The 21470-nt window shown below is 37.0% G+C and carries 17 protein-coding genes; 11 read left to right on the top strand and 6 right to left on the bottom strand.

Translation table 11 applies throughout. The annotated features are described in order from the left end of the window. The first annotated feature begins 141 nt into the window (after positions 1-141). On the top strand, positions 142-1692 hold the full coding sequence (locus OO013_RS17385; RefSeq protein ID WP_266058255.1) for a peptide MFS transporter: 1551 nt from the start codon (positions 142-144) through the stop codon (positions 1690-1692). Between the two features lie 81 nt (positions 1693-1773). On the opposite strand, the gene leuS is transcribed toward OO013_RS17385, so the two are convergent. Further along, positions 1774-4545 (bottom strand): leucine--tRNA ligase, encoded by a 2772-nt coding sequence (gene leuS / locus OO013_RS17380; protein WP_266058254.1) that lies wholly within the window; start codon positions 4543-4545, stop codon positions 1774-1776. Positions 4546-4774: 229 nt separating this feature from the next. On the opposite strand from leuS, the gene OO013_RS17375 reads away from it, so the two are divergent. After that, positions 4775-5053 carry a hypothetical protein gene (locus OO013_RS17375; RefSeq protein WP_266058253.1) on the top strand — a complete coding sequence of 93 codons (279 nt, stop codon included), beginning with the start codon at positions 4775-4777 and terminating at the stop codon, positions 5051-5053. A 61-nt stretch (positions 5054-5114) separates the two neighbouring features. Here the strand turns inward: OO013_RS17375 and OO013_RS17370 are convergent, their stop codons facing one another. Beyond that, entirely contained in the window at positions 5115-5987 is an 873-nt protein-coding gene (locus OO013_RS17370; RefSeq protein ID WP_266058252.1) for an alpha/beta hydrolase, read from the bottom strand. Positions 5988-6047: 60 nt separating this feature from the next. Between OO013_RS17370 and OO013_RS17365 the strand changes: the two genes are divergently transcribed. Then, the gene (locus tag OO013_RS17365) at positions 6048-6989 is read left to right on the top strand and encodes a 3-oxoacyl-ACP synthase III family protein (protein WP_266058251.1); all 942 of its coding nucleotides are present in this window, start codon (positions 6048-6050) and stop codon (positions 6987-6989) included. Between the two features lie 627 nt (positions 6990-7616). Further along, positions 7617-7838 carry a PspC domain-containing protein gene (locus OO013_RS17360; protein WP_137091543.1) on the top strand — a complete coding sequence of 74 codons (222 nt, stop codon included), beginning with the start codon at positions 7617-7619 and terminating at the stop codon, positions 7836-7838. A gap of 19 nt (positions 7839-7857) precedes the next feature. Here OO013_RS17360 and OO013_RS17355 read toward each other — a convergent pair whose 3' ends face one another. Then, a complete protein-coding gene (locus OO013_RS17355; RefSeq protein ID WP_266058250.1) occupies positions 7858-10137 on the bottom strand; it encodes an efflux RND transporter permease subunit in 2280 nt (759 codons plus the stop codon). A gap of 119 nt (positions 10138-10256) precedes the next feature. On the opposite strand from OO013_RS17355, the gene OO013_RS17350 reads away from it, so the two are divergent. From OO013_RS17350 to OO013_RS17330, 5 genes are all read left to right on the top strand, one after another. Next, positions 10257-11051 (top strand): thymidylate synthase, encoded by a 795-nt coding sequence (locus OO013_RS17350; RefSeq protein ID WP_266058249.1) that lies wholly within the window; start codon positions 10257-10259, stop codon positions 11049-11051. A gap of 87 nt (positions 11052-11138) precedes the next feature. Further along, the gene (locus OO013_RS17345) at positions 11139-12425 is read left to right on the top strand and encodes an OmpA family protein (protein ID WP_266058248.1); all 1287 of its coding nucleotides are present in this window, start codon (positions 11139-11141) and stop codon (positions 12423-12425) included. Between the two features lie 202 nt (positions 12426-12627). Continuing rightward, a complete protein-coding gene (gene sdaAB / locus OO013_RS17340) occupies positions 12628-13305 on the top strand; it encodes an L-serine ammonia-lyase, iron-sulfur-dependent subunit beta (RefSeq protein ID WP_266058247.1) in 678 nt (225 codons plus the stop codon). 21 nt (positions 13306-13326) lie between these two features. Continuing rightward, on the top strand, positions 13327-14667 hold the full coding sequence (locus OO013_RS17335; RefSeq protein ID WP_266058246.1) for a TolC family protein: 1341 nt from the start codon (positions 13327-13329) through the stop codon (positions 14665-14667). 5 nt (positions 14668-14672) lie between these two features. Next, a complete protein-coding gene (locus OO013_RS17330) occupies positions 14673-16055 on the top strand; it encodes an efflux RND transporter periplasmic adaptor subunit (RefSeq protein ID WP_266058245.1) in 1383 nt (460 codons plus the stop codon). 92 nt (positions 16056-16147) lie between these two features. Here the strand turns inward: OO013_RS17330 and OO013_RS17325 are convergent, their stop codons facing one another. From OO013_RS17325 to accC, 3 genes are read right to left on the bottom strand one after another with little or no spacing between them, the layout of a single operon-like run. Beyond that, positions 16148-16717, bottom strand: a complete 570-nt coding sequence (locus tag OO013_RS17325; RefSeq protein ID WP_266058244.1) for a Maf family protein — start codon at positions 16715-16717, stop codon at positions 16148-16150. Then, a complete protein-coding gene (locus OO013_RS17320) occupies positions 16683-18005 on the bottom strand; it encodes a DUF1015 domain-containing protein (RefSeq protein WP_266058243.1) in 1323 nt (440 codons plus the stop codon). The genes OO013_RS17325 and OO013_RS17320 overlap by 35 nt, the downstream gene beginning before the upstream one ends. Next, positions 18005-19510, bottom strand: coding sequence for an acetyl-CoA carboxylase biotin carboxylase subunit (gene accC, locus OO013_RS17315; RefSeq protein WP_266058242.1), 1506 nt, complete (start codon positions 19508-19510; stop codon positions 18005-18007). Before accC ends, OO013_RS17320 begins: the two co-directional genes overlap by 1 nt. Before the next feature lie 226 nt (positions 19511-19736). Between accC and OO013_RS17310 the strand changes: the two genes are divergently transcribed. After that, on the top strand, positions 19737-20987 hold the full coding sequence (locus tag OO013_RS17310; protein WP_266058241.1) for an aminotransferase class I/II-fold pyridoxal phosphate-dependent enzyme: 1251 nt from the start codon (positions 19737-19739) through the stop codon (positions 20985-20987). A 105-nt stretch (positions 20988-21092) separates the two neighbouring features. Continuing rightward, entirely contained in the window at positions 21093-21269 is a 177-nt protein-coding gene (locus OO013_RS17305) for a BF3379 family histone-like protein (protein WP_137091533.1), read from the top strand. The last annotated feature ends 201 nt before the right edge of the window (positions 21270-21470 follow it).

The following is a 21470-nucleotide window of genomic DNA, read 5'->3' as shown; positions in this document are numbered from 1 at the left end:
AAAAATTAATTAACTAACATGGAAAATAAAACTGTTATTTTATGCCAATTAACCACCTTGTAGCTACTAAAGTTGTTATTTCAACGATCCGGTTGTAGATTTATTCGATTTTTTGAAAATTGAAAAACTTAACATAAACCTATGAGTCAATCAGCAGAACCCCTTGACAATACGTCTTCTGCAAAGGAAAATGAATTGTTTGGCCACCCAAAAGGGCTTTTTTATCTCTTCTTCGCCGAACTGTGGGAAAGATTTAGTTTTTATGGAATGCGGGCGTTACTTACGCTCTACATGGTTGAAAAGGTATTCGACGCCATTCAGGCTAAAGATGCCGTTGCAGCTATTGTATATTCTTCTTATGGTTCTCTTGTCTATGCTACGCCTGTTATTGGAGGACGGTTAGCAGATAAAATAATGGGCTATCGGAATTCTATAATGCTTGGAGGAGTTTTGATGGCCATTGGTCACTTTGTTCTTGCCTTTGAAGATAATATTTTATTCTATCTCGCTCTCTCCTTTATAATTGTTGGAAATGGTTTCTTTAAACCGAATATTTCAACTTTTGTAGGTACTCTTTATGAAACCGGTGATGTCCGTAAGGATAAGGGTTTTACCATATTTTACATGGGAATCAATATAGGTGCCCTGGCTTCTCCATTACTATGTGGATACCTGGCTGCAGAATTCGGATACCATTATGGTTTCGGTCTGGCTGGTTTTGGAATGTTAACTGGACTTCTGTTCTTCTACGCAGGTATGAAGAAAGGAGTTTTCGGTGATAAAGGAATGCCTCCGGAAGATAGATTAATTGATAAAAAGACATTCGGTATTAAAGCAGGACACTGGGTCGTGATTCTGTCATTTTTAGCGGTACCTTTGATAGCATACCTTTTATCAAGCTTTAATTACTTAGGTTTCTTAGAGCCATTCTTTGGTGAAGTTACCATTGTCAATGTTTTATTCAGACTGTTGGGTATAATTGTTCTTGCCTATATAATATGGATTATTTACCAGGTTGATCTTGCTGCTAAGTTGAAGTTAATTTCAGCGGTGTTGCTAACTATTTTCATGACGGTATTCTGGGGATTCCATGAATTGAGTGGTTCGGTACTGACTTTGTTTGCAGATCGAAATGTTGATCTAGTATGGCTCAATGCTGCGCAAACTAACTTTATTAACCCGGCATTTATAATTTTATTATCTATTCCAATGTCTGCTCTTTGGGGTATTTTAAGTAAGCGAAATGCAAACCCACGAACTCCATTTAAATTTGCAATGGGATTAGCCTTATTGGGAGTGGGATTTTATATTCTTTCTCTTGCCAGAGGAAGTGCGTCTGCAGGTATGGTTCCAATGATTTATTTATTGATCATGTATTTCTTAATTTCTGCGGGTGAATTATTTATGTCTCCTGTAGGACTATCTAAGATTACAGATTTATCGCCTGCTAAGTTCGTTGCTTTCATGATGGGTGTGTGGTTCCTTTCTTCTGCATTTGCTTTTCAGGTTGTAGGATTTGTAGCTAAGCAATTAGCAATTGAAGAAAACCCGGGTAAGGAAATTGACCCTGTCGTATCGCTCCCTATTTATTCAGACGGATTTGAACTTATAGCGTATTACTCGTTTGGTGCAGCTGTAATTGCATTGATTATTGCTCCTCTTATGAAGAGATGGATGGCCAACGTTCATTAATTAAATAGAGAATTAAAGATAAAAATAAACCCCGGTCTCATTTGAGGCCGGGGTTTTTATTTGCGGTTGGATTAATTCAACTTAAACTACCACGTTAATGATCTTCTTAGGTACAACGATGATCTTTTTAGGCTCTTTTCCATCAAGCCATTTCTGAACAATATCATTTGCTTTTACTGTCGCCTCCATTTCTGGTTTCGGCGCATCAAGCGAGAATGAGATCTTTGTCCTCATCTTACCATTGATCATAATCGGGTATTCATGGCTGTCTTCTACCAGATAGCTCTCAATGTAGGTAGGGAATTCAGCTTTTGTTACACTTTCGGTATGTCCTAGTCCTGCCCATATTTCTTCGCAAATATGCGGAGCGAACGGGGATAATGCTACAACTAAAGGTTCAAGAGCTTCCCTGCTATGGCACTTCATACTTGTTAGCTCATTTGCACAGATCATAAATGCGCTTACCACAGTATTAAACGAAAGCCTTTCGATATCCTCGATCGTCTTTTTAATAGTGCCGTGAGTTACTTTAAGCGCTTTTTTGTCTGCTGGATCATTGGTGACTATCAGCTCGCCTTCATCATTAAAGAATAACCTCCAGAATTTTCTTAAGAATTTAGCGACACCATCAATACCATGAGTATTCCATGGTTTAAATTGTTCTAGCGGACCGAGAAACATCTCGTACATTCTAAGCGTGTCAGCACCATATTGTTCGATGATGTCATCAGGGTTTACAACATTGTATTTACTCTTAGACATCTTCTCTACTTCCCATCCACAGATGTACTTTCCATCCTCAAGGATAAATTCGGCCTCTGCAAGATCTGGTCTCCACTTTTTAAAAGCTTCAATATCTAATTCATCATTTCCGTGAACTAAAGAAACATCAACATGCATTGCAGCTACATCATATTCGTCTTTCAGATTGAGGGAAACAAATTTATTTGAGTCTTTTATCCTGTAAACGAAGTTAGATCTACCCTGGATCATACCCTGGTTGATTAGCTTTTTAAATGGCTCATCAACGGTTAAATAACCGATGTCCTTAAGGAATTTTGTCCAGAATCTGCTATATAATAAATGGCCTGTTGCATGTTCAGATCCACCAATGTACAAATCCACATTTTCCCAATACTTTAGTTTTTCTTTATCTGCTAAAGCATCTTGATTCTTTGGATCCATGTATCTGAAAAGGTACCAGCTTGAACCTGCCCAGCCTGGCATTGTGCTTTTTTCGTACTCATAGCCTTCAGGAGTTTTCCAATTATCAGCTCTTGCTAATGGTGGTTCTCCATCTTCGGTCGGTAAATATTTATCAACTTCTGGAAGTTCTAAAGGAAGCTCACTTTCATTGATCAGGTAAGGAACATCATCCTTAAAATAAACAGGGATTGGTTCTCCCCAATAACGCTGTCTGCTGAAAACGGCATCGCGCATACGGTAATTCACTTTGGCAAAGCCTTTTCCTTTATCTTCCAGTACTTCAACTGCTTTTTTAGTGGCTTCGGATACAGTGAGCCCATCAAGGAATCCGGAATTAACCATTTTACCTTCTTTAGTGGGATCGGCTGTTTCAGTAATATCCTGAGAGTCGATGATCTTAACTATAGGAAGATCAAAATAATTAGCAAATTCATAATCTCGCTGGTCACCGGAAGGTACAGCCATCACAGCGCCCGTTCCATAACCACCCAAAACATAATCAGCTACCCAGACTGGGACTTTTTCTCCTGTGAAAGGATGTAAAGCATAAGCACCGGTAAATACCCCGGAGATATTTTTCACATCAGACATTCGTTCTCTCTCAGACCTGTTCTTAGCTTCCTCTACATAGTTCGTGACTTCTTCTTTTTGGTCATCTGTAACTATATCATCGATGATCTCACTTTCGGGAGCAAGAACTAAAAATGTAACACCGTAGATGGTATCAACACGGGTAGTAAATACTTTTATTTCATGGTCAGATTTTTCCAGGTCAAAAGAAACCTGTGCGCCGATACTTTTGCCGATCCAGTTTTTCTGCATTTCCTTTACAGCTTCAGGCCAGTCTATGGTATCAAGACCATTAAGCAGCCTGTCAGCGTAGGCAGTTATGCGCATACTCCATTGCTGCATTTTCTTTCTTTCAACAGGAAAGCCGCCTCTTTCAGAAACGCCATCTTTTACTTCATCATTGGCAAGGACTGTGCCCAAGCCAGGGCACCAGTTTACCACAGCGTCAGAAAGAAAAGTCAGACGATAATGTAAAAGATATTTCTGCTGCTCTGATTCACTCATTTTCTGCCATTCTTCAGCAGTGATTTGAGGAGTATCTTCATCGCAAGTAGCGTTGACACCTTTTGAACCTGATTGAGACAGCTTTTCTTCGAGCACACTTACCGGAACAGCTTTATCTTCATCATTGTCATAATAATGATTGAACAACTGCATGAAGATCCATTGTGTCCATTTATAATAGTCAGGAGAGCTGGTTTGAACTTCCCTGGACATATCATAACTGAAGCCGATATTTTCAAGCTGCTCCTTATATCGTTTGATATTATTAGCAGTCGTAATTGCAGGATGCTGACCGGTCTGGATAGCGTATTGCTCAGCAGGCAAGCCAAAAGAATCAAATCCCATAGGATGCAATACATTGTATCCCTTATTTCTCTTATACCTGGCCACAATATCCGATGCAATGTACCCAAGTGGATGCCCCACATGTAATCCTGCTCCTGAAGGATAGGGGAACATATCTAATGCATAAAACTTCGGCTTGGATGTGTCTTCAGTGACCTGATAAGTTTTATTGTCTTTCCAGTATTTTTTCCATCTGGCCTCTATGGCCTTATGATCATATTGAGGCATAATTTTTTAATTATTTCCGATTTGCAGCAAAAATACCTTTTTTAATAAAACATTTCCCATGATATCTATCATTTTCCCTAATGGTGAAATCTTTTGGTTTCTTTTTTAAATGATAACACATGTAATATATCAGGTGATAGGTGCGTTTTTAAATCTATGGGAATGCTTAAATTTGAATCATTCCCTGACCAGCTAACATGTTAAATTTTTGTCAGAAAGGAAGTTTATTATGAAAAAGAAAATTTTTAGTATCGTTTTAGTGGGATTTGTTTCCTTTGTTGGATTACAAGCCCAGCATAGCGCTGATGGTCAGGTATCACCTGATGGTAGTAATGTGACTTCGACTGCTGAGACTAAAAAATCGAAAGCTGAAGAAGTGAAAAATATAAATTATTTTGAGGCTGCCAGAGCTCAATATGAGAAAAAGCAGGCGATCAAAGAAAAAATCAAAAATGGTGAGGTCGTAGCTGATGAGGCTAAAACCAGCCGTAGTGAAAATAACAATTAGTTTATTTTTGGTTTCTTTTATGTGTGGTACCCTCAGTTGATACTTTCGGCTGAGGGTTTTTTTATTTTAAAAATTCCAGTGCTTGTTCGAAATATTTATTCCAGAAAATTTCTTTATGTTCTCCTTCCGGGTCGGTAATATGACTTGCAGTCACATTTTCTTTTTGCTTCAAAATTTCATATGCTTTTTCAGTATCAGGAACCATTGTTTCACCTTCTTTTCCACCTACAAGCATAAATATATCAACTTGTTTTTCTGGCCTCCAATTTTTTAATTCTTCCATGATTTCCTCATCAAACCAAATTGAAGGAGAAAAAATAATCCCTTTACTATATTGTTCCTCGTGATTTATGATTGCATACAAACTAATAAGACCGCCAAGAGAGCTTCCGCCAATATAGGTGTAATCTCTTTCAGGTTTAGTTCTCAGTTTATTATCAATTAAAGGTTTAACTTCCTGATTAATGAATTTTAGATAATTACCACCATTTCCTCCACCGTATTTTTCATGTGATCTTGGCGTATAATCATTTATTCGCTCTTCGCCACCATTATCAATTCCTACAATTATTATATCTGACTGAGCATTTTCTAAAGAGTAGTCTGCATTCCATTCACCGGCAAAAGATGTATTTGCATCAAAAAGGTTTTGTCCATCCATCAGGTATAGCACCGGATATTTCTTTTTACTAGAATTAAAATAGGAAGGAGGAAGAGCAATGATTATCCTTCTTTTTCCGTTTATGTATTCGCTTGAAAGAGAATCATTGTAAATGAAAACAAGGTCATTCGCTGTTGATTTTTCACTCAGTGAATTAGCTAAGGTCCAGTCTTTAAGAAAATTTTCAGAATTACTTTGGTGTTGACCGTAACTTTTTAAAGTAAAAAAGAGTGTTATAAGAAGAATGCTTAAACTTTTAAAAAATAGTCTCATTTAAAAGGAATTTTGCTTATAAATTTAAATATTTGAACCCTTAATAAACCCAACCAACAAATGTACATCAATCAAATTGCTCATTATCTGCCTCATGCAGTAGTGAATAACGATTATTTTCTCGATAAATCAGGGCTTTCAGATGAGTGGATCACCGAAAGAACTGGAATGCGAGAACGTCGAAAGGCTGAAGATAATGAAAATACTAATACTATGGGTGTTGAAGCGGTAAAACACCTAGAATTAAAACTGGATACTGACTTTTCTGATGTAGATGTTATTATCGCAGGTACTTACACTCCTTTTGATACAATTTTTACCCTGGCTCATGCAGTTCAAAGACATGTAAAGGCAGAAAAAGCGGTAGCTTTATCCCTAAGTTCTGCATGTTCTTCATTTATAAATGTAATGGAAGTAATAGAGGGTTATTTTGCGATGGGTAAGGCAGAAAAAGCCCTTGCTATTGTCTCTGACCATAATTCCAGGTTTGCTGATGTAACAGATAAAAAGGCAGGTCATTTATGGGGAGATGGGGCTGCAGCTCTATATATAACCAAAGAAAAACTTTCGGATGAAAGTGTGGAAGTCCTTAATGTTATTACAAGGGGAGGAGGAACACTTGGTAAGGCTAATGAAAGCGTGAATCTCAATCTTATTGATGGATTATATATGCCCAATGGCAGAGATGTTTTCATCAATGCCTGCCAGTATATGGCAGAAATCACCAAAGAAATTTTAGATAAAAATAAGATTAAGGCAAGTGACCTTACCTATTTCATTCCTCACCAGGCAAATTTAAGAATTACCTTGAATGTAGGTGAACAATTAGGTCTAAGAACTGAACAAACGGTATCGAATGTTCAGTATCTTGGAAACACCGGATGTGCCGGATGTACTATCGGCTTATCCGAGAGATTTGATAAACTGGTGAAAGATGACCTTGTCGCCCTTAGCGTATTTGGAGGTGGTTATTCTTACGGGAGCATGCTTATAAAAAAGTAGTCCCGTAAGAAATACCAAAAAGTTACTTACTGTGTTTTATGTCATGCTTAATTGACTTGCTAAACATCAGCCCACCTGCTACTACCACAAAAATTAAAATACTCAACAAATCCATATCTTTTCTTCTTACATTAGCTAGTGTTTCAAAGGTATGCAGGAAGCTTTTAATAAAACATCTACTTTTTGATTAAACCTGATAAATGTAAGGTTTTGTCAATTGATATGTGTTAAATATTTTAGCTAACGACTGTTTTTTAGAATAATATTTCGTTGAATTGGTTTGTTCAGAATTATCGTGAAGAATTTATTTGATAGCGGGCTGTTTTAAGAATTTGAACTTAAAATTTGTTTAAAGCTCTACTTGTAATGTGATAGGTGAAAATTTGGATGGTTAAGTGAAAATCTTAATGTTATTGTGTACGAAGATTTAATAGCTGTGTACGATTATGGACAATTGTTGAGTTCAGTTTTTCTATTATCTAATTGATTTTCAGTAAATTAACATAAAAGGAATGATATCTGCAGATACTTTCATATGAATAGAGGGATATTTTATATTAGATTGATAAATTTCCCTAACCTACATGATAGATTTGTTAATTGTTAAATTTAAACTAATAATATACTATGGATTCATATAACGACAGAGAACTAAAAAGATCATCTAAAGATAAAATGATAGCAGGAGTTATAGGCGGGTTAGCTGAGTATTTTAATATGGATGTGAGTCTACTGAGAATAATCTATGTCCTGGTATCATTATTTAGCGCAGCATTTCCAGGTTTGATAGTATATATCATTCTGTGGATTATTATGCCAGAAAGACAATACTATGGGAATAACAGGTGATATACAGCTGTTTTGAGATTTACTTCTTTTTCAGTTTTTTTCTTGAATCTTCATCATTGAAAATAAGTAATATTAAAACAGGTAATAAAGTCAGGTCTATAACCATGGCAATCAATAAGGTGATCCCGATTAGTAGTCCTGTATAAAAAGTTCCGCCAAAGTCAGAGAGTAACAGGCTCAGAAAGCCTGTGATCAAAATCAACGATGTTAAAATAATGGCTTTTCCGGTACTTAGATATGCTCTTTTTAAAGAGTAAAGTACACTTTTGCCTTCATCGAGCTCCAGTTTGAATTTAGACAAAAAGTGGATGCTGTCATCTACAGCGATTCCAAATGCAATTGTAAAAATAATCCCGGTGCTTAATCTGAGGTTAATTTCAAAGAACCCCATTATGGCTGCCATAAAAAGAAGAGGAATAAGATTGGGTATCCAGGTAATGATCACCATTTTCCAGCTTCTAAACAGCAATGCCATCAAGAAAGCTACTACTACCAAAGCAATAGCCATTCCCTTCAGAACATTTCCGATAAGAAGGTTATTTGATTTATCAATAAGAATTGAGGTGCCGGTAAGTCGAATATCAATTAAATCGGTATCAATCTCCTCTTTGATGAATTTTCTCATCTCCTGATTTTTTTGAGTGGTCAGCTCACTTCCAATATCTTTTATTTTTGCAGTTATTCTGCCATAGGTCCCGGCACTATCGAGAAGCATATCAAATCCACCGCGTTTTTCAATTGCTTTAACAATAGGTTGAATCTGTTTCATTTCAGATTCTGATACAGGGATTCTGTAATATTCAAAATTGCCTGAATGATATGCCTGGTTAGCATTTTTAATTATTGTGTTAACGGATAAAATATTTCCAGCCTGGTATGCAGTATCCAGGTAGTTAGTGAGCTTTTCAATTTCTATAAGAGCCTCGCGTTCTAAAAGAGGTTCATCATTCTTACTTTTTATCGCTATTTCAAGTGGGCGCACACCACCAAAATTTTTATCAAAATAAACAAATGACTGTTTGAGAGGGTCTTTTTCAGGAAGATCATCGATGAGAAAGGCATTGACCTTGATATTGTATGTGCCGATAATACATATTGACGTTAAAAGAATTGATGAAAGAAGGATCATTCTCCTGTTTTTAAAAACATATCGAAAACTTCTGCTCATCAGGTTTAGCCAGAATCTTTTATTCTTTATGTTATGAGATTGTTTTGGCTTGTCTGTGAATATATAGAGAGAGGGGAGAACCAATAAAGTTACCATATAAGCCATGAAAACTCCAATGCCCGTATAAACTCCGAATTCCCTTATGGGGGCAATATTTAAAGTATAGAGTGTAAAAAATCCGATGGCAGTTGTAAGAGAAGTGAGAAAAGTAGCCAGTCCGATTTCTCTTACAGTTTTTATAAGAGCTTTAAGTTTTAATTTGCCATGTCTTAACTCTTCAATGTATTTATTTGAAAAATGAATAACATCAGACATTCCCACTACGAATAAGATGGTTGGTAGCATAACCATTAAAAGGTCCAGTTTTTTACCGGTAACAGTCATGAAGCCAATGGTCCATAATACCGAGACCACCACGATCATTAGAGGGAAAATGATTCCTTTAAAACTTCTGAAGACCAGGAAAAGGATCAATGTTGTTAATACAATGGAAATTGATAAAAACAAGAGTAACTCCTTTTGCATTTTATCCACGAATACGGGTTGAGCCTTTAGCTTTCCGGCAAGTTTATATTCTGGAAAATATCGTTGGGTGAGTTCTTCAATTCTTTGATATAGTTCTCTTGACCCTTGTATGTTGTCATTGATAGATTTATGTGTGATTAAGAGAGCTACGGAGCCATTCTCTACATTAGTTAAATCGTAGTAAGGTTGCGGCTTTTCTTTTTGCCATCTTTTGATGTCATTTTCGTACTTTTCAGGATTATTTAAATGAAAATAGGGTACCTGGACCAGGCCTAATGGTGTTTTTACGGGTTTCCTGTACTCAAGAGGAGAAAGCACTTCGTTGATCTCAGGTATATTTCTTAGTGAATCTGCTAGAACATTTACCTTATTTAAAAAAGAACTATCCTGAAAATCTCCTGAAACTGATATTAATCCAAGAAGAAAATAGTCGTTATCTTCTCCGAAAACTTCACGATATTGATTGTAATAGGTTAGATCTGGATCTTTTTCTGGGAAAAATCTTTCAAAATCGTAATCAAACCCAACGTCTTTAAGGCTATAGGCAAAAAAGATGGTAAATAATAAGGCTGTAAACAGAAAATAACGAGCGAGCTTTTTATACATAAAGCTAAAAGATCAATTTTCGATTTTGTATTCAGGTATCAAGTTAATGTTATTCCGATATAATCTTATAAATTTGTATATTGTTTTGAAAATTATCATAGTAAATAAATAAGAAACTTATGGAGCAGTATCATGCTTTAATGGAGCGAATTCTCAACGAGGGTGTTGATAAAAGTGATAGAACAGGAACCGGGACCAGGTCAGTTTTTGGTCATCAAATGAGATTTGACCTGCAGGAAGGTTTTCCTGTGGTGACTACAAAAAAGCTTCATTTAAGATCGATTATTCATGAGCTGCTATGGTTTTTAAGTGGTGATACCAATATTAAATATCTCAAAGAAAATGGAGTAAGGATCTGGGACGAATGGGCAGATGAAAATGGCGATCTTGGTCCTGTTTATGGTCATCAGTGGAGAAGCTGGCCAACTCCGGATGGAGGTACAGTAGATCAGATTAGCCAGTTGGTGGATATGATTAAAAATAATCCTGATTCCAGACGTTTAATAGTCAGTGCCTGGAATGTAAGTGATATTCAAAATATGGCCCTACCACCATGTCATACCATGTTCCAGTTTTATGTGGCTGATGGAAAATTATCTTGTCAGTTGTACCAGAGAAGTGCAGATGTTTTTCTGGGAGTGCCTTTTAATATAGCATCTTATGCATTACTTACCATGATGATGGCTCAGGTATGTGATCTTGTGCCTCATGAGTTTATTCATACATTTGGTGATGCCCACTTATATTCAAACCATTTTGAGCAGGCAGAACTCCAGCTTTCAAGAGAACATCGTCCTTTACCAAAAATGAAGATTAATCCTGAAGTGAAAGATATTTTTGATTTCAAATATGAGGACTTTGAATTGGTAGGATATGACCCGCATCCTCATATAAAGGCCGCTGTGGCTGTATAGCCGGGGTAAAAAATGTAAAAAATCACACTTTATTTGCACTTTTTTAATAAAAGTGCGTATTTTTATCATATATCAACGATAGAAGGTATGATTTTTTACAGTTTTTTGAAAAGGGAGCGGAAGAGAAGTATCATTTTTGGAGCGATATTTATACTGCTTACCTTATTTGCCAACTTAGATGGCCAGGCACAACCTTTACCTTACGACAGGCCTATTCCTGAACCAAGCAAGAATCAAACTTTGGGTCCGGGTTATTATGTTGTTGTGGGAGCTTTCAGGCAATCAGAGAATGCCGAGACCATGATGAGCTGGTTAAGAAGACGTCTGATCAATTATAATTACGGCTATGTTCCTGAGCGAGATCTTTTTTACGTTTATGCATACCAGCTGGAAAAAGAAAAACATGCTAAGCATCTTGTTAAAGATGTTAGAGAACGTTCCTATTACGATGCCTGGGTATATTCTCATGAAGCTGACAAGATACCGACTAGTGGGATAGAATATCAGAAGGTAGAAGATTATACGAATGAATATTATTCTTCCACAGCCAATAATAACGAAGCTAATACAGAAGAATTTGATATACCCGAAGGAGGAACCGAAATTTCAGTTGAACCTGAAGATGAATCGACCCTGGAGGATAAAGCTGAGGAGGGTGAGTTATTTGTTCGGTTTATTACTGAAACTAAAGAGGGTAGTGAGCCGATTGAAAGTACAATATATGTCTATGGAGATATATTGGGTGAAGATGAGCTGATGAGGGTCAATTCCAATCAGACAGTTCCTTTCGAACTTTATAATTTTTCACAAGATAAAATTCTCACCAGGGTAAGTACTTTTGGTTATAAATCTGTTGAGAAGAAAATTTATCCTGGTGATTTGAATAAAACTCTTGCCGAAACCGAAGCTGAGGTTAATGGTGATACCTTATATCTCAAATATGATCTGGAAAGGTATACAAAGGGAGATGTAGCAATTATGTATGCAGTTTATTTTTATTCTGATGCCGCTATAATGAAAGCCCCGTCCAAAAAACAATTAAATGAATTAATAAAATTGTTAAATGAAGAAGAAAATCTGGAAATCCAGATTAATGGTCATACAAATGGAGATTCATTTGGAAAAATTCAAACTCTTAAGGATGACGATAATAAATTTTTTGGTTTGAGCTCTAATAATAAGTCTTTCTTAGGTACAGCAAAACGATTAAGCGAAGAGCGTGCTGAAATATTAAAACGATATCTCGTGCACAATGGAATTGATCCATCCCGAATTACAACAAAAGGGTGGGGAGGTGAAAAGCCTCTATATCCTGAAGACTCAAAAAATGCTATAAATAATATGCGGGTTGAGATAGAAGTGCTAAAGAATTAAGTCTGATACTTAATGTATTCAGTTATTAAAAGAGCAGTCAACGACTGCTCTTTTTTTATTTTATGTGCTTGAAATAAAGTGCTAATGTAAATTCACGCGAACAATACTATATTGAATTAATTGGTCTTTAAATAAAAAATCAACCACTTATAAATATTCGTAAGGTATTGTAAGGTTTACTTTTAAAATTTGATATAAGAAAATGGGAGAACGTAGTAGCATATTTGATATGATCGGGCCAGTGATGATCGGTCCAAGTAGTTCACATACTGCAGGAGTAGTGCGGATTGGTCGTGCTGCAAACAGAGTACTTGGAGGTATGCCCGAGGAAGCAGAGATAACATTTTATAATTCATTTGCCAGAACATATGAAGGGCATGGAAGTGACAGAGCTATTTTGGCGGGAATAATGGATTTTAAAACTGATGACGAAAGAATCAAAAAGTCATTGGATATAGCTAAAGAAAAGGATCTGAAATACAAATTCAAATCTGTTGGTAATGCTTCTATCTATCACCCAAATACTGTCAAGCTTATATTGACTAGAAAGAACAGAACTGTAGAAGTGATCGGAGAAAGTCTGGGAGGAGGATTGATCAATATTTCAAAGGTCAATGGTTTTAGTGCTAATTTCAGTGTAAACCTCCATACCCTGATCCTGACTAATGATGATCAAAAAGGTAGTATAGCATTTATTTCAAATGTACTTGCTAACGATGAATGTAATATAGCAACGATGTCGGTGTCAAGGAAAGGTAAAAGTGATCTTGCCTGTATGGTGATCGAAATGGACTCACCGCTCAATCCGATATCAATTGAATATATAAGACACCTGAAATGGGTGCACGAAGTAGTTTATATACCAAATATCGACCTTTAGTAAGGTTAACTTTTAAATAATATGAAAAGGATACTTACCCTGTTATTTTTATTTTCTTTAACTGTGATGGTTAAGGCTCAAACCCAATCTGATACAGTATGGACATTAGAAGAATGCATTGAATTCGCCATTCAAAATAATATAGATGTTCAGATATCCAGACTAAGTATTGATGAGTCAGAAGCATCGGTTAAAAATGTATGGTATGATAACTTACCTTCATTAAGTGTTGGTGGTAGTTATGGTTCTCAATGGGGGCGTTCTATTGACCCGACAACAAACGAATTCACAACAAACCAACTTAATACTGCAGGAGTAAGTGCAAATGCAAGATGGATAGTTTATTCCGGGTTGCGTACTATGAGGGGATTGCAGCAAAGTAAGGTTGAACGAAATATCAGTGAGTATGATTATACCAGAGCTAAGAATGAATTAAGCTTAAATGTGGCAAACCTATTCTTAAATGTAATTTTCAATAAAGAGTTAGTAGAATCTGCAGAAATTGTTCTGGAAAGTTCTCAACAACAGTATGAAAGAACCAAGAGGATGGTTGAGGTAGGTTCTGTGGCTAAATCTGAAGAGCTTCAACTGGCTTCCCAGGTTGCTTCGAATGAACTTCAATTGATTCAGGCCAGAAATGATCTGCAATACAGTAAACTATTACTTAAACAGGCCTTAAGAATAGAAAGTGATGTGCCATTTGATATTGCTGTACCTGAGTTGGATGCTGAAGAATATCAAACAACAGTGGTAAATAAAAATGAAATCTATCAGGCTGCTGTGGATAGCTTGCCAGACCTTAGATCTGCAGAGTTATCTTTAGAATCTGCTGATTATGGTTTGAAAATTGCCCGTGGAGGTTTACATCCAACCTTAAGCTTAAGTGCGAATTATGGGACAAATTTCTCTAGTAGCTTCCAGGATCAATTTCCTGAGTACGATTTCGGCAGACAGTTTGAAGAGTTTAGAAATTATTCTGTAAGAGCAAGTATTAATATTCCAATTTTTAGTAATTGGGATACAAGATTTAATATTCAGCGATCAAAGATTAACAAAGATCGGGCTGAGCTGAATTATCAGAAAGAACAATTGAGAATCAGGCAGGAAATCGAGCAGGCATCAAATGATGTTACTGCAGCCAGATTAGCTTATGATGCAGCGGAGAAAGCCAGAGCAGCTGCTGAAGAAGCATATAGAATGGCACAAAACCAGGCAGCTGCAGGAGCTATCAATGCTGTAGATCTTGCAATCGCACAAAGTAATTACGTTCAGGCTCAAAATGACCTGACAAGAAATAAATACGACTACATTTTTAAATTGAAAGTCCTGGATTATTACCAGGGTAAAAGGATTGAACTTTAATAGATATGGCAAAGCGCACTAACAACAAAACCCTGATCATCCGGTTACTGATACTACTGGTTGTCGTCGTAGGAGTAGTTTTTCTCCTGAAGAAGTTAAATGTCATCGGCGGACCAGATGCGGAAAAGGTAGAGGTTTCAGAAGCTGAACAAAGAACTATCACTCAACGAGTAGGAGCTACTGGGGTGGTTCAACCTGTTACTGAAATAAAAATCAGCCCGGAAGTTTCCGGAGAGATTATTAATCTTCATGTAGTAGAAGGTCAAAAGGTAAAAAAAGGAGATCTCCTCGCCGAATTACGACGAGATAATTTTGAATTAGCTTTAAACCGTACAGTAGCGAATCTTAATCAGCAAAGAGCAGCTCTTAAAGCTTCGGAATCAAATATGATCAAAGCTAAGGCTAATCTTGACCGTGCAAAGCAGGATTATGAAAGAAATAAAAAACTGTATGACCAGCAGGTGATTTCAGAAGCAGAATGGCAAAATGCAGAGAATAGCTACCAGGCTGCTGTGCAAGATTATGAGGCTGCAAAGAAAAATGTAGAGGCTGCCCGTTATAATGTTGCAAGTTTCCAGGCTTCAGTTAGTGATGCTAAAGAAAACCTTAGCCTGACACAGATCTATGCACCACAAGATGGTACGATTTCTAAACTCAGTGTAGAAGAAGGCGAAACAGTTGTTGGTACTAATCAAATGGCGGGTACTGAGATGATGATCCTTGCCAACCTGAATAATATGGAAGTCAGGGTAGATGTTAATGAAAATGATATTATAAGGATTTCTAAAAATGATACTGTTGAGATAGAAGTTGATGCATATTCTCACCTTGAAAGAACCTTTGAAGGTTTAGTAACTCAAATTGCTAATACTGCCAAGGAAAAAGTGAGTGCAGATGCTGTTACTGAATTTGAGGTAAGGATTTTAATTCTAAATGAATCTTATGATGACCTTCCGGTAGAAGCTGAAGGATTATCTCCTTTCAGACCAGGGATGACCGCTTCTGTCGAAATCATCACAGAAACTGTGGAAGATGCGTTAAGCATTCCTATTGCCGCAGTTACTACTCGAAGTGATAAGCCAAAGTATGGCAAGGAAAAGGAAAAAGGAGATAAGGAGAAAGAAGAAAAAGCTGAAGATAAGCCTAAAAAGATTGAAGAGATCGTATTTGTATATGATGAAACAACCAATGAGGTTTCAAAGCGTAAGGTTGAAACAGGAATTAGTGACTTTGAATTTATTCAGGTGACTGAAGGCTTGAAAAAAGGCGAAAAAGTAGTGAGTGGTCCATTTATCGCTGTATCTAAAAACCTTGAAGATGGGGATTTAGTAGCAGCAAGTGATGAAAATGGAGAAAATGACCAAAATTTAGCAAAGGTGAATGAATAATTGATAGACTTAAAGATTGATCATCTTTTGAGAGCCTTGCGAACATTTTCGTAAGGCTTTTTTTACTTTGTCTAGTTCTTACTAATCTTATTTTATTCGAATTCGCTAAGCATTTCGTAAATAAGATGAACAGGAAATCCTACAACATTGAAATAACTACCTTCTATTTTTTCTACACCAACCATCCCAATCCATTCCTGAATACCATAAGCACCTGCCTTATCAAACGGTTTATAATGATCGATATAATAGTGGATTTCATCATCTGATAAATCTTTGAACCAGACTGTAGTGACCGAAGATGCAGAAGTTCTTTTTGATTTATCCTTTAAACAAATGCCGCTTACCACATAATGTTTTTTTCCTGAGAGCATCTCAAGCATTTCAAATGCCTGCTTTTTGTCAACTGGTTTCTCCAGTATTTGTCCTTCCAGTATCACTACCGTATCTCCTGTAAGAACAATTTCTTCATCATTGATCTTTGAGATAGCATCAGCCTTTTTATTGGCCAGAAACTCAGGTACCAGAAACGGATCCAGGTCAGAAGGATATGACTCATCGATATCTGTTGGCCTGATAGTCACATTAAGGCCGAGATCTTCAATGAGTTGTTTTCTCCTGGGTGATCTAGAAGCTAATACGAGGGGTCGTGTAAAATTCATCTTCTTTTAATGATCCGAATAAAAAACCACTTACTGTTTTAGGATAAAAATATGTTGATTTTTGAGGGAGCGTGTAACCACTGTAGCATACTTTTTTAACATCATCAACGGAAAGTTCCTGGGTGATTAATGCACATTGAGCTTCTCCTGTAATGACAGAATTAATACAGGAAGTGAAATTTCTTTCAAAAGTGATATTTGGACTTTTTCTTTGATCCTTTCCCGGAATACCGAGAACTTTTTCAATAAAGAAGTAATGCAGAACAGTTAGATCAAGTTTTTTTACCACATCCGGGAATTTCCATGCAATTTTATCGATCATTTCAGGTTTTAGCCTGATTTTAACGGTCTGATCCTTAAATACCAGACCAAATGCCCAGGGTTTACCAAGTATCACCTCTCCGACATCAAAAGCATTATCTATCGGTTTGATGATAAACCATTCGGCCGCTTTTTCCAGGATCTCTTCTTTATTGAAGTTCTGTAAACCACTGATTAAACGATGTGTTGGGAGTATCCTTAAGTCGTCCGACTCTATATTAGTCAGATACATCATATGGAAATTATATGGTTCACTACCATCATGGTTTGGGTTTTCAGCTTTTTTCTTTTTATAGTAAGATAAAGCACCCTCATACCTATGATGACCATCAGCCAGGATAACTGCCCTGGTTTTTAAAACTTCCACAAATTTTTTAATGATCTCATAATCGTGGATCACCCCAAGCACATCTCTTACTCCCTGGTAATCTTCAGTTTCAGCAATTGGATGCTGGATAGCTTCATCCATATATTCTTCCAATTGATATTCTTTATCTGAGTATAATCCATGTGTAGGGCTGGCCTGGATTTCTGTGGCTTCCAGTAATTCGATCCTGTCATTCACAGCATCAGGAATAGTATTTTCATGCCTCAAAATGGCATCGGGGCTATTGATATTTTCTTTATCATCCCAGTCATAGATCCTGATGTTACAGATAAAGCCTTTTCTGACATATTCCTTATTTTCTCCGTGGAGTTTGAAATACTGATAATAAACATAAATTCCAGGAACAGTGTCCAGTTTGATCACTTCTTCTGCTTTCCACTCATTCAGCTTTTTAAAAGCATTACCAGCAGGGTCCGGACCTAAAGGAACGGAAAGGTGAATACTATTGTAAGGATTTTTATATAGCTGTTCTCTCTGTGCTTTGGATACAACATCGAACAAAGGAGCACTTAATTCCTCAAGATCAGCAGTCTTTGCTTCATTGTATCTCCAGGCACGGATAGGAAGTATGTCTGCCATTAAAATTGTCTGTTTCTTTTTCTCCAGGGACTGACCGCATTTCCGTTTTGGCTGGCTGTTTGTTCAGTCGATTTCTTTTTATTTTCATTCATTATCTGCGCAGCAAAAGCAGACGCAAGTTCGATCTCTTCTTCAGTCAATTTACTTTCAAGAACATCAGGGGTATAATGATTGTCAATAAATTTGGTGTCAAAATTTCCCGATGTGAAAGCTTCGTGTTTGAGTACGTATTTACAGAATCCAAGAGTGGTTTCAATACCTGTTATATTGTATTCATCTATAGCCCTGATCATACGTTCAATGGCTTTCTCTCTGTCGGCAGCGTGGGTGACCAGTTTTGCTATCATCGGGTCATAATAGATCGGAATATCCATACCTTCTTCAAACCCGTCATCTACACGAACTCCCGGGCCCTGAGGTCTTCTGTATGATTTTAGTTTACCAATATCAGGGAGGAAGTTATTTTTTGGATCCTCAGCATACACCCTTACTTCAAGAGAATGTCCGTTGATAGAAAGGTCTTCCTGTTTAAATGGAAGTTCGTTACCTTCAGCTATTCTCACCTGTTCTTTTACCAGGTCAATTCCAGTGATCATTTCTGTAACCGGGTGCTCTACTTGCAGCCGAGTGTTCATTTCAAGGAAATAGAAATTTAATTTATCGTCAACAATGAATTCTACAGTTCCGGCTCCGAAATAATTACATGCTTTGGCAACTCCTATGGCTGCCTGGCCCATTTTTTCTCTTATTTCAGGGGTGAGTACTGCAGAAGGTGCTTCTTCAATAACTTTTTGATGTCTTCGCTGTATCGAACATTCACGCTCGAACAGGTGGACAATATTTCCATGTGTGTCACCAAGAATCTGAATTTCTATATGTCTTGGAGAGGTGATGAATTTTTCAATAAATACCGAGCCATCCCCAAAAGCAGAAGTAGCTTCGCTAACTGCAAGTTTCATTTGAGATTCAAAATCATCAGCAGACTCAACGATCCTCATTCCTTTACCACCACCACCGGCACTGGCTTTAATAAGGATAGGGTAGCCTATGTCTTCAGCCTTTTTCTTGGCTTCATCCACATCCGTAATTGCATCTTTTGTACCGGGAACCAACGGGATGTCAAATTTTGTTACTGCATTTTTTGCAGAGATCTTATCACCCATTACCTCTATAGATTCCGGTGACGGGCCGATAAATATAATTCCCGCGCTATTGACTTTTCTTGCGAAATTGGCATTTTCAGAAAGGAAACCATAACCCGGATGTATTGCGTCAACATTAAGGTCTTTACAAACTTCGATGATCTTATCTCCTAATAAATAAGACTGATTGGATGGCGGAGGCCCAAGTAAAACTGCTTCATCAGCTTCTCTTACGTGAAGCGCCTTTCTGTCGGCTTCAGAATAAATAGCTACTGTTTTAACATCAATTTCCTTAAGAGAACGGATAATTCTCAGGGCGATTTCCCCGCGATTTGCAATTAGTACTTTATTTATCTTTTTCATACAGATGTAACTGGGTCAATATGTTTAATAACAACCCTAATTCAAGAATACCGTTAAGGTTTAGGGTTATAAAGTAAATTAAAATGGCTTTTAGTAAAGCATATGCTAATTAACGAAATTTTGTTAATCTATCCCCAAAAGCACTAAAATATGGGGTCAATTTTTGGTTTACGGATGTGTTTTACTAATTTTGAAGCTTGATTTGACAATCTAAATATAAATAGCTGTGGATCTATTTGAAAAATTACTGGCTGATATGGGGCCTCTAGGAAGGCACTCGCAGAGAAGTGAGGGATACTATATGTTCCCAAAATTGGAAGGAGAGATTGCGCCACGTATGCGCTTTCAGGGTAAAGAAGTTTTGACCTGGAGTTTGAATAACTACCTCGGTCTTGCTAACCATCCTGAAGTACGAAAAGCTGATGCTGAAGCAGCTCAGGAGTGGGGCCTTGCTTATCCAATGGGAGCCCGAATGATGTCAGGAAATACTAAACACCACGAAGAACTAGAAGAACAACTTGCTGATTTCATCAAGAAAGAATCTGTAATGTTGTTAAACTTCGGATACCAGGGTGTATTATCAATTATTGATGCTGTTGTAGATAGAAAAGATGTTATCGTATATGATGCGGAAAGCCATGCTTGTATTTTAGATGGTGTTCGTCTTCATATGGGTAAACGATTTGTTTACAAGCACAATGATATGGAGAGTCTTGAGACTCAACTTACCCGTGCTACTAAATTAGTGAATGAAACCGGAGGAGGTATCCTTGTTATTACTGAGGGTGTTTTCGGAATGTCAGGAAACTGTGGTGCGTTAAAGGAAATTGCAGATCTTAAAAAGAAATACGAATTCAGACTATTTGTTGATGATGCCCATGGTTTTGGTACAATGGGTGAGACAGGTGCCGGAGTAGGAGAGATGATGGGTGTTCAGGATGAAATCGACCTTTATTTCTCAACTTTCGCTAAATCAATGGCGAGTATCGGTGCTTTCGTAGCTGGTAATAAAGACATAATTAACTTTTTAAGATATAACACAAGATCTCAGATTTTTGCTAAATCATTACCAATGCCATTGGTAATCGGAGCAAAGAAAAGACTTGAATTGTTAAGAACAAGACCAGAATTAAAAGAAAATCTCTGGAAGATCGTTGATGCATTGCAAGGTGGTCTTAAAGAGAGAGGGTTCAATATAGGTACTACTCAGTCACCAGTTACTCCTGTAATACTTAAAGGTGGATTGCCTGACGCTACAGGATTAACTCATGACATGAGAGAGAATTTTAGAATTTTCTGCTCTGTGGTAGTATATCCGGTAGTTCCAAAAGATGTGATAATGCTTAGGATCATCCCTACAGCAGCACATACGCTGGAAGATGTGGAGAAAACTATTGCTGCTTTCGAAGCGGTAAAATCCAAAATAGACTCCGGAGAGTACCATCAAATCAAAGAATTTGCCGAGTTTAATTCTTAATTTTAAAAAAAACGGCTTTTTCCTTGATTTCAGGCAGAATTCAGCTATATTGCCCACTGTAAATCATTAATTAATTGTTTTATCAACAACCTTAAACAAAAGAAAATGAAAAGATACGAGCAACTTTTAGACTTGGTTCAATCGTTAGAAGGAGACTTTGAAAAATTCTATGACAAAAGCAATCAGGCTGCTGGAACTAGAGTTAGAAAAGGAATGCAGGAATTAAAGAATTTAGCTCAGGAAATTAGAGTAGAAGTTCAGGACATCAAAAACAAAGCGTAATCGTTTTGATGCATTCAAAGATATAAGGCGGCCAAATGGTCGCCTTTTTTGTTTTATGACAAATTATAATCGTCCTTGTTTAGCGCATTCTATGATAAAAGTAAAGTAATTTCTTAATTATTTATGCCGCGAATTTAAAGGTATTTATGTAGGGTGTTTGTCTATTAATAACGGCAAATACTCTACTTAATAGCTTACACC

Origin of the sequence: Mangrovivirga halotolerans (assembly GCF_026241165.1) — a bacterium.
GTDB lineage: Bacteria > Bacteroidota > Bacteroidia > Cytophagales > Cyclobacteriaceae > Mangrovivirga > Mangrovivirga halotolerans.
This window is presented reverse-complemented; position numbering and strand designations above follow the sequence as displayed.